Below are 12,550 nucleotides of genomic sequence, written 5' to 3' on the forward strand. Positions count from 1 at the left end.
CAAGGGGGATTACAAAATGGAATTAAGAGACTTACAAATCTTTAAAAGCGTTGCCGACCAGGGTAGTGTAAGTAACGCAGCAAAGGAATTAAATTATGTACAATCAAATGTAACTGCACGTATTAAACAACTAGAAAACGAATTAAAAACCCCACTCTTTTACCGCCATAAACGAGGAATGACTTTAACAGCTGAAGGAAGAAAAATGCTCGTTTATGTTAATAAAATTTTGCAAGATGTCGACGAACTAAAACAAGTATTTTTAGATAGTGAAACACCCTCCGGTATATTAAAAATCGGTACAGTAGAAACAGTAAGTACATTACCTACCATTTTATCTTCTTACTATAAAAGCTATCCGAATGTCGATTTATCATTACAAGCGGGTCTAACAGAAGAATTAATTAGAGAAGTACTTGATCATCAATTAGATGGTGCCTTTATATCAGGTCCTATTAAACATCCACTAATCGAACAATACGATGTTAGTACAGAAAAATTAGTGCTTGTAACACAAAATAAAGCTTTTCATATAGAAGAATTTACAACAACGCCTCTACTCGTTTTTAACCAAGGATGCGGATACCGTTCCAAACTAGAACGATGGCTGAAAGACGAAGGTTTGCTACCAAAAAGAATTATGGAATTCAATATATTAGAGACAATATTAAACAGCGTTGCACTCGGCCTCGGAATTACACTCGTACCACAGTCTGCTGTCCATCATCTTTCTAAAGCAGGTAAGGTACATTGTCATGCAATCCCTGAAAAATACGGCAGTATTTCAACGGTTTTCATACGCCGTAAAGATAGCTATATGACGAATTCAATGCGTAGTTTTTTAAAAACAATTGAAGAACATCATCATATCAATATGCTGTGAAAGACATTCTTACAGGAATGTCTTTTTTTCTTACAAAAGTGTAAGTCTTTCGTAAGCTAATTCGATAGTTGCAAGTGGACATATTTCCTATAATTAAGACATAAGCAGGGCAACAACAATTCGAAAAGGAGCGGATACGCATGATGAACAATATGAAATCAAATAAATTTTTAAATACAATGGGCATGGTGCTATCCGCACTTGTCGATGCAAAAGCTGTTGCAACTACATTAAACAAATAAGGAGAGATTATAATGAACAACATTACTTTCAACAAATCAGACTTTATCGGACTTGCAAGTGGAGCTACTCTTCTTACGGCTTTCATTTATACACTTGCTCAAGGTCTTGTTTAACACTTTGTTTCCCCAAACCCCTTTATATAGAAAAAGCTGCTCGTCTTATAGACAAGCAGCTTTTTAGTTTGTTTCATATATAATTTGACCTGTTTTCGTAATATCATATCCGCCAATTGCATTTAATTCATTATGAAATTCTTCCGATTGCAGAATGTCTTTCACGACTTCAATCAGCTCTTCATTTTCTTTATTCTTCAAAATTACTAAATCATACTGTTCTTTCATGATTGGAATAAAGTCCACATTTACAATTTGCGAAAACTTTTCTGAACCTACTCCTACATCAGCTTTTCCATTTGCAACTTGCGTGGCAACACCCAGATGATTCGATTCTTCCCATTCATATCCACTAATATCAGCTTTATTTAATTTTTGGATTCGTAATTGTTCATCCACTAACACTCTAATACCAGAACCCTTTTCTCTATTTACAAACTTTATAGTGGATCTGGATATATCGGCCCATGTCTTTATTTTCTTCGGATTTCCTTTTTGGACATAAAATCCTACATTTCTGGACAATAAATTAATCATAATACATGGCTGGCCTACTAAAATGCGTTTTACATAAGGAACATTATATGTACCCGTTTCACCATCAAACAAATGCAAACTAACGATACTTCCTTCTCCTTGATACATTTTCACTAAACTTGTTAAGCTACCTTGATACGCCCTTAAAACATTAGAACTTGGCAAACGATGTTCTATACGTTTAGCTAACATATCTAACGTTAGTTCTTGACCACTAATAATACACGTGTTCAAGATACTACTACCATCGTTTTTTACAGGAGTAACTTGTACCTTTCCTGTTTTCATTTGTTTTATATATTGATCTAAATCTGCTGCATCAATGCGCATCTGTCTACCAACTCTATAAGAAGGAAGTTCTCCTTTTTTAATTAAGTCGTATACAGTTAATTTTGATACTTTTAATCGCTTTGCTACTTCTTCCGTTGTGTAGGAATGATGATCCATAGACGATTCCTCACTTTCTTCTTTCATTGTAACAAAGAAAAGAATATTTCTCCTATTTTTTAAAAATAGATATATGTTCAAATTATATTCAATTATAACTAGTTATATTTAGTTATATTTAGTTATAATTAGATGTGTCAAAACGAAAGGGGATTTTTTTATGAATAAATTTACATTACGTTCGATTGGGGCACTTATACTTTCTTTCCTTCTTATATTTAGCGCTGCTTGTACAAGTGGAGAAAAGCATACAAAGTCAGCTGCTAAAGAGGATAAAACAGTTGAACTCACTATCTCAGCTGCTGCCAGCTTACAAGATGCATTAAAAGAAATCGAAAAACAATATAAAGAAAAAGAGCCAAATATTAAACTTTCTTTTAACTTCGGTGCTTCTGGAGCACTTCAACAACAAATTGAACAAGGTGCACCTGCTGATTTATTCTTCTCTGCTGCAGAAGATAAATTCCAAATCCTTGTAAAAAAAGGATTCATTAATGAAAAAGAAGGGAAAAATCTTCTTGGAAATGAACTAGTTCTAGTCATCCCTAAAGATAGTTCTCTTACGAAATTTCAAGATTTAAAAGATGAGAAAATCAAAAAAATCGCACTTGGTACACCTGAATCTGTACCTGCTGGCAAATATGCAAAGGCCTCTCTAACACACGAAAACCTTTGGAATGATGTTCAAAATAAAGTCGTATTTACAAAAGATGTTCGCCAAGTGTTAACATATGTAGAAACAGGAAATGTCAATGCTGGTATCGTATACAAAACAGATGCTCTCATTTCAGATAAAGTAAAAATTGGTGAAACAGCAGCAGCTACTTCTCATGAGCCAATCCACTATCCTTTAGGTGTTATAAAGGAATCTAAACATAAGAAAGAGGCGACTTCATTTTATGAGTATTTGCAGTCAAAAGATGCACAATCTATCTTTAAGAAATATGGATTTACAGTCCTGTCGTAATTACTATGAGCATTGATGCTATTATATCGCCTGTCTTTCTATCTTTAAGAGTAGCTGCGTGTGCCACTATTCTCGTTACAATTTTAGGGACGATTGTCGGGCGAGCACTAGCTCGCTCCTCATGGCGATATAAAGTACTATTAGAAACCATATTTTTATTACCAATGGTACTTCCACCAACTGTTATCGGCTTCTTTCTCATTATCATCTTTGGAAACAACAGCCCGATCGGAAGGTGGGTTGAATCATTATTTCAGCAGTCTATTATGTTCACATCTACCGCTGCGATCATCGCTTCTACAGTTGTTGCATTTCCGCTTATGTACCAATCAGCGAAAACGGGATTTTCTATCGCAAATGTACAAATTGAAGAAAGTGCTCGTGACCTTGGCGCAAGTGAATATCAAGTTTTTCTGCACGTTACACTTCCGCTCGCATTTCCTGCATTACTAAGCGGGATGATTTTGAGCTTCGTCCGCGCGCTCGGTGAGTTTGGTGCTACACTCATGTTTGCCGGGAATATCCCTGGTAAAACACAGACAATCCCGACTGCAATTTACATGGCCATTGACGCAAGTAATATGCAACTCGCCTGGACACTTGTGGTTATCACTATTAGTATGTCACTCCTATTTCTGCTATGTATTCAGCTTATTAACAAAAGAATTACTAACCCTTAAAGCAGCTTTTTTGGAAGCTGCTTCTTTATTTCTTAGGAAATAAAATATACCACCGGGAAATAACTGAATTTTACCTCTTATTTAAATATACATTTTATTTGAATTCACTTTCTAAAATAGGCAATTTCCTGTTATTATATGGAGGTGTTTCAAAAAATGAAGAAATGAAAACGCATTTATATCGTGAATTCTTCATCCTGTTTTAGCGATCGGTAATCTTCTACTCTATTAGTGGGGCATTACCGATCGTTAGAACGATATGTAACTATATTGATATAGCAAACCGAAGGGAGTCTTGTAATGGACATTTTATTAGCGCTTCTTCCTGCAATTGCATGGGGAAACATCTTATTAGTAAGCGTAAAAATGGGCGGTGGTGCATATAGCCAAACGGTAGGTATGACAATCGGTGCTCTATTCTTCGCAACAATTATGTATGTATTTACTCAACCAGCTTTAACAATGACAATCTTAATTGTTGGGTTTATTTCAGGTTTATTCTGGGCTTTAGGACAAGTAAACCAATTAAAAACAGTTGAAAAACTAGGTGTTTCAACTACCGTAACAATTTCTACTGGTATGCAACTTGTTGCAACTTCTATCTTTGGGGTTATCGCTTTCCGTGAGTGGACTACTACTACAACGATTATTCTGGGAACGATTGCAATCCTATTAATCGTAGTTGGTGTTGTATTCACATCACTAGATGATAAAGAAAATGCTCAGCCACCAGGACAATTGAAAAAAGGACTTCTTACTTTAATTGTTTCTACTTTCGGCTATCTTGTATATGTAATTATTATTCGTTGGTATAATATCGATGGTTGGTCTGCTATTTTACCACAAGCAGTTGGTATGTTTGTTGGTGCGGTTGTACTGACGTCTAAACATAAACCATTTAACAAATATGCAATCCGTAATGCTTTATCTGGTTTACTATGGGGAACTGGAAACTTATTCTTACTTCTTTCATTACCACGTGTTGGAGTAGCAACAAGCTTCCCATTATCTCAAACTGGAATCGTTATCTCAACATTCGGTGCGATTGTATTCTTGGGTGAAAAGAAAACAAAACGTCAATTGATCTTTATTGCACTAGGTAGTGTTTTAATTATCGGCGGCGCTGTACTACTTGGTATGACAAAAGCTTAATCTTATATTCTATTAGTAAACCCCTGAAGCATATATGCTTCAGGGGTTTTTTAATTCTAATTATTTTCTAGATATAATTATTTGTATGTTCTTGCCCCTTATAATTGCTCTTCCACTCTAGCAAACCAGCTACACATATAAAGAGATTAATAATAGCTAATATTAGCATGACGTATAAACCAGTAGAAATATAAATTACAATGCTAACTACGTTATATAAAATCCATAAATGCCAGTTTTCTAATATTTTTCGACTTAACATAAATTGAGCCACTAGTCCCAATACGGCATTTAAAGCGTCTAAATATGGACTTGTTGACTCTAAATAACGGACTTGATAATAACCCCAACCAATCCAAGCAACTAAAATAAAACTTATATAAAAAGTCCACCCTTTCAAATCTAAACGAACTGTTGCTTTTACCTCTCCCTCCCCACTTCGTGCAATCCAATAATACCAACCATATACATTAAATATAAATTGAAAAGCGGCTAATACTGCCATTGCATATAAACCTTGTGTAATAAAAATGTATAGAAATACCGCAACAGTAATCATGCCAAATAAAAAGTTGGATACTTTTTCTCTCGCTAATAACCAAACATTAATGATTCCCATAATTGATGCGAAAATTTCAATATAACTCGATTGAATATACAATCCAACTAATACACAAATAATACTAGAAACAAGTAAAAAAAGTGGACTTCTAACCATATTTATCTCTCCCCAGATGTGTAATAAATTCCCTATCACCAGTATAAGGAATAGCCCTTTCCTTTACCATGAATTTCCGTCTTCTCATTATCCATTCCATCTACGGTAAGTCTTTTCTTTTTACAAAATTCTCTTAAAGATGATATCGTTTTTATAACATATCTCTACTAGAAAGGAATAAAGGATATGCCTAACAAACATCGAATTTTATTTATTGGCGCTGGTCGTATGGCAGAAGCTATATTTTCCGGATTACTTAAAACAAGCAAAGAGTACATCGAAGAAATTATTATCTCTAACCGAAGCAACGTAGAAAAGTTAGAACAATTACAAAGGCGATATAATGTGTCTATTACAACGGATTGGAAGCAGCATATTACATCTGTCGATACGGTTGTTTTAGCAATGCCACCTTCTGCTCATGAAGAATTATTAGCTGAGCTATCTCCGTTAATATCAAATCAACTTGTCGTAACAGTAGCAGCTGGCATTGGACCATCTTATTTAGAAGCTAGACTCCCAAAAGGCACACCTGTTGCTTGGATTATGCCTAATACAGCTGCTGAAATTGGAAAGTCTATCTCCTTATATACAATAGGACAATCAGTAACCGAGATGCATCAAGAAACCCTGCAACTGCTTTTAAGAGGTATTGGTACTTCGCAACTTTGTACTGAGGAAGAAGTTCATCAGCTTACTGCAGTTACTGGAAGTGCGCCAGCCTTCCTTTATTACTTTGCTGAAAGCTTAATTGAAGCAACAAAAAGTTATGGAGTCGATGAAGAAACCGCAAAACATCTTGTCATTCAAATGATTTCTGGCTCTGCTTCTATGCTCGAGCAAACGCAAAATCCAGCTAACCTCCGCGAACAAGTAACAACGCCAGGTGGTTCCACAGCTGAGGGTCTCAAAACTTTATACGAATATAATTTTTCAGAGGCAATTCAAAAAGCAGTAGAAGCAACAAACAAAAAAGCTAGGGGGAAATAATATGATTTTAACAAGTTTAAAAGATTATACAACATTACATAACGGTGTAAAAATGCCTTGGTTTGGTTTAGGTGTTTTTAAAGTAGAAGATGGTTCAGAAGTAATTGATTCTGTAAAAGCAGCAATTAAAAATGGCTACCGCAGCATCGATACTGCAGCAATCTATCAAAATGAAGAAGGCGTTGGACAAGCGATTCGTGAATCCGGTGTTTCACGTGAAGAATTATTTATTACCTCAAAAGTATGGAATAGCGATCAAGGATATGAAACAACACTTCAAGCATTTGAAACTACATTAGAGAAATTAGGTCTAGAATATTTAGATTTATATTTAGTACATTGGCCTGTAAAAGGGAAATATACTGAATCATGGAAAGCATTAGAAAAACTTTATAAAGATGGCCGTGTTCGCGCTATCGGTGTGAGTAATTTCCACATTCACCACTTACAAGACGTATTTGAAATTGCTGAAATTAAGCCAATGGTTAACCAAGTGGAATATCACCCACGTTTAGCACAAGAAGAGCTACATGCATTCTGTAAAGAACATAATATCCAGCTTGAAGCTTGGTCACCATTAATGCAAGGACAACTACTAGATAATCCAACGTTACAAGAAATTGCGACAAAATATAATAAATCAACTGCGCAAATTATTTTACGCTGGGATTTACAAAACGAAGTTGTAACAATCCCTAAATCAATTAAAGAACATCGCATTATTGAAAATGCAAACATCTTCGACTTTGAATTAAGTGCTGATGATATGAAAGCAATTCAAGCTTTAAATGAAGATCGTCGCGTTGGTCCAGATCCAGATAACTTTAACTTCTAGTAGAAAAACCACTGCCATATGCAGTGGTTTTTTTGTTTAATAAAACTGAAAATTTAAACTATATTCCATTTGGTTGACACTTCATTATTCAAGGTGTAAGATTTTGAATTATCAAAGAAACACAAAAATTAATAAAATTTATTCGTTTACTCATTGTATCAAGAGAGGTGGAGGGACTGGCCCTTTGAAACCTCGGCAGCAGGTTCATTTTGAATACTGTGCCACTTCCTGCAAGCTTTATGCTTGAAAGATAGAATGAGGGACTTCGTTTATATACGGGTGCATAACTTGTACGTAAAAATCCCTCTTTCTCAATATGAAAAGAGGGATTTTTTATTTTTCATTTCCCTCATCATCATCCAAACTTAATTATTTAGGAGGAAAATCAAATGAAAAAGAAGTTTGTACCCGGTATTGCATCAGTTGTAGGAGTAAGTATTTTATTAACTGGTTGCGGTAGTTATAAAAACGAAGCAAGCGGAGCAAATGCAAAAGACGAGGCACCTAGTAAACAGGTTTTAAACTTATCTTCACCTACTGAAATACGAACAATGGATACGGCTCGTGCTACAGATACTGATTCTGGTCAAGTAATGAGAAACGTATTTGAAGGTTTGTATAATCTTGGTGAAGGTAACAAACCTGTTCCTGGTGTTGCAAAATCTCATGAAGTAAGTGGCGATAAAACGAAATACACATTCCATTTGCGAGATTCAAAATGGTCAAACGGCACTCCTGTTACAGCGAAAGATTTTGTGTTCGCTTGGCAACGTGCCGTAGATCCAGCAACAGCCTCTGAATATGCATTTCTATTCTTTGATATTAAAAATGCAACAAAAATTAACAACAAAGAACTTCCAGCCGACCAACTTGGTGTAAAAGCAGTTGATGACCATACGTTTGAGGTAGAATTGGAGCGTCCTGTTCCGTATTTTATTAGCTTAACAGCGTTCCCAACATTTCTACCAATTAACGAGGAATTCTTTAAAGCACAAGGTGATAAGTACGCTTTAGAAGATAATACAATCTTGTACAATGGAGCTTTTACACTAAGCGATTGGAAGCACGAACAAAGCTTTAAATTTAAGAAGAACCCTACCTATTGGGATAAAGATACTGTCAAACTAGAAGAAATCAATTTTAACGTCGTAAAAGAAAAATCAACAGAAGTAAATTTATTCGAGTCAAAACAATTAGATCGTATAAAACTAACATCTGACTTCGTTGATAAATATAAAAAAGATGCTAACTTTAAAGAACGTCCAAATGTAGGCGTACAATTTTTACGCATGAATCAACAAAACAAAGTACTTCAAAACGTTTCTGCACGCCAAGCAATCGATCAAACAATTGATAGAAAATCCTTTGTAAATACGTTATTAAATGATGGCTCTACACCAACATTTGGTCTCGTTCCAAAAAACTTTGCAAAAGGACCTGAAGGAAAAGACTTCCGTACTGCAAACGGCGATTTAACAAAAGTTGATACAAAATCTGCACAAGAATTATGGAAAAAAGCTAAACAAGAGCTTGGTTCTGAAAAGATAACATTAGAATTATTAACGAGTGATGCTGACCTTGATAAGAAAACTGGTGAATTCTTAAAAGGGCAACTAGAAAAGAATCTAGATGGATTAACAGTAAATATAAAACCGCAACCGCGTAAGCAACAAGTTTCGCTTTTATTAAAAGGTGACTACGAAATCGGAATTGACGGCTGGAGTCCTGACTTTGCGGATCCAATTACATTCCTTGAGCTATTTACAACGAATAACCCTTATAACTTAGATCATTACTCTAATAAGGAATTCGATGAAACAATAGCAAAAGTGAAAACAACTTTAGCTGGTGATGAAAAAGCTCGCTGGGAAGCATTACTAGAATCCGAGAAAATATTATTTAAAGACTCTGTTATCGCTCCTCTTTACCAAAAAGGCGAATCTTATTTAGAACGTTCTTATGTGAAAGGAATTGTGCAAGTAGACTTTGCGGGTCAATTAAACTTCAAGTGGGCAAAAATTGAAAAATAAAGTAAAACCGTAATAAGTGGGGGTTCTTCATCCCCACTTATTATTAGCCCACACCAATTGTTTTTTTAGCAAAATATATTAAAAGTAGGTTCTCTCACACAAAAGAATCTACTTTTTTAATATATTATTCTAAGAAATTAACATTCTATTTTTATTATTGACATATAGTTCTTTCCAGTGTTAATATTCTAAATAATCAAAGAAACAAAATATTTCACCATCAAAATATAATGTCTACTAAGTTGAAACATATAACGATAGATTATAGCTCAACATGTATATACATATAGAACACCTGATTACCTATAAACAAATATTTATAATAGGTTCTATCTCCTTCTATAGCTACTTCAAGACATGGACATTATGACGTTACGAACAACACATTTAGGGAGGAACGAACAATGAAGAAAAAAGTTGTACCTGTTGTTGCATCTGTTTTAGGGGCAAGTCTATTACTAACTGCTTGCGGGGGAAATAAAGATAATGCAGGCGGAGCGAAAGCAAACGATAAAGTACCTGATAAACAAGCAATTAACTTATCATTCGCTTCAGAAATTCCAACAATGGATGTTGCAAAAGCAACGGATGGGGAATCCATGAATGTAATGCGCAATGTTTTTGAAGGTTTATATGCAATGGGAGAAGATAATAAACCGATTCCTGGTGTTGCTGAGTCGGTTGACATTAGTCCCGATAAAACAAAATATACATTCCATCTGCGTGATTCAAAATGGTCAAACGGTACTCCTGTTACAGCAAAGGACTTCGTCTTTGCTTGGCAACGTGCCGTAAATCCTGATACAGCAGCTGAATACGCATTCTTATTCTTCGATGTACAGAATGCGAAACAAATAAACCAAAAACAATTACCAATTGATCAACTAGGGGTCAAAGCTGTTGATGACAAAACGTTAGAAGTACAACTAGACCGTCCTGTTCCTTACTTCTTAAGCTTAACGACATTCTCAACATTCTTGCCAATTAATGAAGAGTACTTAAAGTCTCAGGGCGATAAATACGGTTTAGAAACAAATCATTTAATTTACAACGGTGCTTTCACATTAGATAACTGGAAACACGAACAAAGTTTCCAATTGAAGAAAAACCCTAACTATTGGGATGCTAAAACGGTAAAATTAGAAGAAATCAACTTCAATGTCGTTAAAGATAAGTCTACAGAAGTGAACTTATATGATTCAGGACAAATTGATCGCGTTGCTTTAACTGCAGAGTTTGTTGATAAATATAAGAGCGATCCAAACTTCAAGGAACGCGCTGAAGTCGGCATTCAATTCTTACGACTAAATCAGAAAAATGAAACATTAAAAAATCAACATGCACGCCTTGCTATTAACGGCGCAATGAATAAAAAGGCTTACGTAGAAACAATTTTAAATAACGGTGCTATTCCAGCTGAAGGAATGGTTCCTGCGAAATTTGCAAAGAGTCCAGAAGGCAATGACTTCCGTAAAGAAAATGGAAATCTAGTCAAGGATGATGTGAAAACAGCGAAAGAAAACTGGAAAAAAGCAAAACAAGAACTTGGTACTGACAAAGTAACAATCGAACTATTAACAAGTGACAATGCTTTAGCTAAAAAGACTGGTGAATATTTAAAAGGTGAATTAGAAAAAAACCTAGATGGATTAACAGTGAATTTAAAACCACAACCACGTAAACAACAGTTGAAACTACTATTAAGTGGTGACTATGAAATTGGTATTGACGGCTGGGGCCCTGACTTCGCTGATCCAATTACATTCTTAGATTTATTTACAACAGATAGTGCTTATAACTTCGATAAATACTCTAACAAAGAGTACGATGAGCTAATTCATAAAGTGAAAACAGATTTAGCTGGCGATGAAAAAGCACGCTTTGAAGCAATGAAGCAAGCTGAAAAAATTCTATTACAAGACGGCGCTGTCGCTCCTTTATACCAACAAGGTCGTTCTTACTTACAACGCTCTTTCATTAAAGGACTTGTAACGACTGACTTCGGCGGTGAATTTAACTACAAGTGGACAGAAGTTGCAAAATAACAAAAGTAAAAAGGTATCCTACGAAGGATACCTTTTTACTTTTATACAACTTTAACTACAGAGCTTCTTCTTCCCTTTACCATTCCTTTTATAGCTAAAGTCTTCACTGCTACTAATTGTGTAACCAATACAATAACTAATAATGAAATAATATTTCTCTCTAAACTAACTCCTCCGAATATTATTGTATACTAGCCATTTGCTGCATATGTTGCTTGAAATAATTCACCGATCGTTTGATACGTTTTAGAAAGCATTTCAGTACCTCCTCACAACTTCAATTTACCATATACATACAAATCATTTTTGATTTAAATTGCGGATGAGTCCTTGTGACTGCAGGATAATAATTTATTTTCAACACATACATAATTACATGTTTTTGGGAAAAACTTGTATAGAACGAATTTACATAAGGAGGAATTTATAATGAGAATTCTACTATCAGTTTTATTAGCTCTTATGCTAGTACCTGCATTAACAGGATGTAAAGCCCCTGCAAAAGAAGACACAACTTCTAATAAAAAGACGACTGAAGAAGCAAAAAATGAGGCTCCTGCAGATTTAAAACTAAACTTTAATGAATTTAGTTTAGATGCTGACTATCAAGATACGAAGAAAGACTACGAAGCTGATTATAAGAATGTAGCCGCTGATAAGAAAATGGAAGCAAAGCTTGAAGACCATAAAACAAATGCAAAGTTTACAGGTGACGAGGCTATTACAAAATTAAGCCCCCTTCTACAAGAATTAAAATTTGATAAAGATACTGCTGACCAAGAAGTAATCGATCAAGTAGTGAACGTGTTCAAACTTGATAAAGACTATCAAAAATTTGATTTAGAAGTTGTCTTCTCTGATGGAACGAAAAAAGAATATAAAAGAGAAATAAAATAAAGAAGTAGGCAAT

12 protein-coding genes, 1 pseudogene and 1 riboswitch are annotated in these 12,550 nt (G+C 34.9%); of the genes and pseudogenes, 10 read left to right on the forward strand and 3 right to left on the reverse strand.

The features are described from left to right. The first annotated feature begins 16 nt into the window (after positions 1-16). Together OXT04_RS26215 and OXT04_RS26220 are read left to right on the forward strand one after the other, a co-directional pair. Positions 17-883, forward strand: a complete 867-nt coding sequence (locus OXT04_RS26215) for a LysR family transcriptional regulator (protein WP_016513341.1) — start codon at positions 17-19, stop codon at positions 881-883. A gap of 254 nt (positions 884-1,137) precedes the next feature. Continuing rightward, positions 1,138-1,239 (forward strand): DUF3948 family protein, encoded by a 102-nt coding sequence (locus tag OXT04_RS26220; protein ID WP_001060018.1) that lies wholly within the window; start codon positions 1,138-1,140, stop codon positions 1,237-1,239. 63 nt (positions 1,240-1,302) lie between these two features. Here OXT04_RS26220 and OXT04_RS26225 read toward each other — a convergent pair whose 3' ends face one another. After that, entirely contained in the window at positions 1,303-2,223 is a 921-nt protein-coding gene (locus tag OXT04_RS26225; RefSeq protein WP_267418624.1) for a substrate-binding domain-containing protein, read from the reverse strand. 160 nt (positions 2,224-2,383) lie between these two features. Between OXT04_RS26225 and modA the strand changes: the two genes are divergently transcribed. The 3 genes from modA to OXT04_RS26240 all read left to right on the forward strand — a co-directional run bounded on the left by modA (position 2,384) and on the right by OXT04_RS26240 (position 5,022). After that, positions 2,384-3,190, forward strand: coding sequence for a molybdate ABC transporter substrate-binding protein (gene modA / locus OXT04_RS26230; RefSeq protein ID WP_071713803.1), 807 nt, complete (start codon positions 2,384-2,386; stop codon positions 3,188-3,190). Between the two features lie 5 nt (positions 3,191-3,195). Beyond that, positions 3,196-3,870, forward strand: coding sequence for a molybdate ABC transporter permease subunit (gene modB, locus OXT04_RS26235; RefSeq protein ID WP_002152004.1), 675 nt, complete (start codon positions 3,196-3,198; stop codon positions 3,868-3,870). A 300-nt stretch (positions 3,871-4,170) separates the two neighbouring features. Continuing rightward, positions 4,171-5,022, forward strand: a complete 852-nt coding sequence (locus OXT04_RS26240; protein ID WP_000353544.1) for a GRP family sugar transporter — start codon at positions 4,171-4,173, stop codon at positions 5,020-5,022. Between the two features lie 67 nt (positions 5,023-5,089). Here the strand turns inward: OXT04_RS26240 and pnuC are convergent, their stop codons facing one another. Beyond that, on the reverse strand, positions 5,090-5,740 hold the full coding sequence (gene pnuC, locus OXT04_RS26245; RefSeq protein ID WP_000252484.1) for a nicotinamide riboside transporter PnuC: 651 nt from the start codon (positions 5,738-5,740) through the stop codon (positions 5,090-5,092). 186 nt (positions 5,741-5,926) lie between these two features. On the opposite strand from pnuC, the gene proC reads away from it, so the two are divergent. From proC to OXT04_RS26265, 4 genes are all read left to right on the forward strand, one after another. Next, entirely contained in the window at positions 5,927-6,730 is an 804-nt protein-coding gene (proC, locus tag OXT04_RS26250; RefSeq protein ID WP_063546217.1) for a pyrroline-5-carboxylate reductase, read from the forward strand. A 1-nt stretch (position 6,731) separates the two neighbouring features. After that, positions 6,732-7,565 carry an aldo/keto reductase gene (locus tag OXT04_RS26255; RefSeq protein WP_000604196.1) on the forward strand — a complete coding sequence of 278 codons (834 nt, stop codon included), beginning with the start codon at positions 6,732-6,734 and terminating at the stop codon, positions 7,563-7,565. A gap of 152 nt (positions 7,566-7,717) precedes the next feature. Then, positions 7,718-7,822: riboswitch (SAM riboswitch) on the forward strand. A 132-nt stretch (positions 7,823-7,954) separates the two neighbouring features. Continuing rightward, positions 7,955-9,595, forward strand: a complete 1,641-nt coding sequence (locus tag OXT04_RS26260) for a peptide ABC transporter substrate-binding protein (RefSeq protein ID WP_053565427.1) — start codon at positions 7,955-7,957, stop codon at positions 9,593-9,595. A 404-nt stretch (positions 9,596-9,999) separates the two neighbouring features. After that, the gene (locus OXT04_RS26265) at positions 10,000-11,640 is read left to right on the forward strand and encodes a peptide ABC transporter substrate-binding protein (RefSeq protein WP_000731063.1); all 1,641 of its coding nucleotides are present in this window, start codon (positions 10,000-10,002) and stop codon (positions 11,638-11,640) included. 41 nt (positions 11,641-11,681) lie between these two features. Here the strand turns inward: OXT04_RS26265 and OXT04_RS26270 are convergent. After that, positions 11,682-11,900 (reverse strand): annotated as a pseudogene (locus OXT04_RS26270) (hypothetical protein); the annotation flags it as partial. Positions 11,901-12,069: 169 nt separating this feature from the next. Between OXT04_RS26270 and OXT04_RS26275 the strand changes: the two are divergent. Continuing rightward, positions 12,070-12,537, forward strand: a complete 468-nt coding sequence (locus OXT04_RS26275; RefSeq protein ID WP_053565429.1) for a YusW family protein — start codon at positions 12,070-12,072, stop codon at positions 12,535-12,537. The last annotated feature ends 13 nt before the right edge of the window (positions 12,538-12,550 follow it).

Origin of the sequence: Bacillus sp. GC_Bacil_1, from assembly GCF_026540675.1 — a bacterium.
Lineage (GTDB): Bacteria > Bacillota > Bacilli > Bacillales > Bacillaceae_G > Bacillus_A > Bacillus_A cereus.

What these genes read in the sequence shown, in the direction of transcription:
- OXT04_RS26215 (WP_016513341.1), top strand. Translation starts at nt 17, where the DNA reads ATGGAATTAAGAGACTTACAAATCTTTAAAAGCGTTGCCGACCAGGGT.
- OXT04_RS26220 (WP_001060018.1), top strand. Translation starts at nt 1,138, where the DNA reads ATGAACAACATTACTTTCAACAAATCAGACTTTATCGGACTTGCAAGT.
- OXT04_RS26225 (WP_267418624.1), bottom strand. Translation starts at nt 2,223, where the DNA reads ATGGATCATCATTCCTACACAACGGAAGAAGTAGCAAAGCGATTAAAA.
- modA (WP_071713803.1), top strand. Translation starts at nt 2,384, where the DNA reads ATGAATAAATTTACATTACGTTCGATTGGGGCACTTATACTTTCTTTC.
- modB (WP_002152004.1), top strand. Translation starts at nt 3,196, where the DNA reads ATGAGCATTGATGCTATTATATCGCCTGTCTTTCTATCTTTAAGAGTA.
- OXT04_RS26240 (WP_000353544.1), top strand. Translation starts at nt 4,171, where the DNA reads ATGGACATTTTATTAGCGCTTCTTCCTGCAATTGCATGGGGAAACATC.
- pnuC (WP_000252484.1), bottom strand. Translation starts at nt 5,740, where the DNA reads ATGGTTAGAAGTCCACTTTTTTTACTTGTTTCTAGTATTATTTGTGTA.
- proC (WP_063546217.1), top strand. Translation starts at nt 5,927, where the DNA reads ATGCCTAACAAACATCGAATTTTATTTATTGGCGCTGGTCGTATGGCA.
- OXT04_RS26255 (WP_000604196.1), top strand. Translation starts at nt 6,732, where the DNA reads ATGATTTTAACAAGTTTAAAAGATTATACAACATTACATAACGGTGTA.
- OXT04_RS26260 (WP_053565427.1), top strand. Translation starts at nt 7,955, where the DNA reads ATGAAAAAGAAGTTTGTACCCGGTATTGCATCAGTTGTAGGAGTAAGT.
- OXT04_RS26265 (WP_000731063.1), top strand. Translation starts at nt 10,000, where the DNA reads ATGAAGAAAAAAGTTGTACCTGTTGTTGCATCTGTTTTAGGGGCAAGT.
- OXT04_RS26275 (WP_053565429.1), top strand. Translation starts at nt 12,070, where the DNA reads ATGAGAATTCTACTATCAGTTTTATTAGCTCTTATGCTAGTACCTGCA.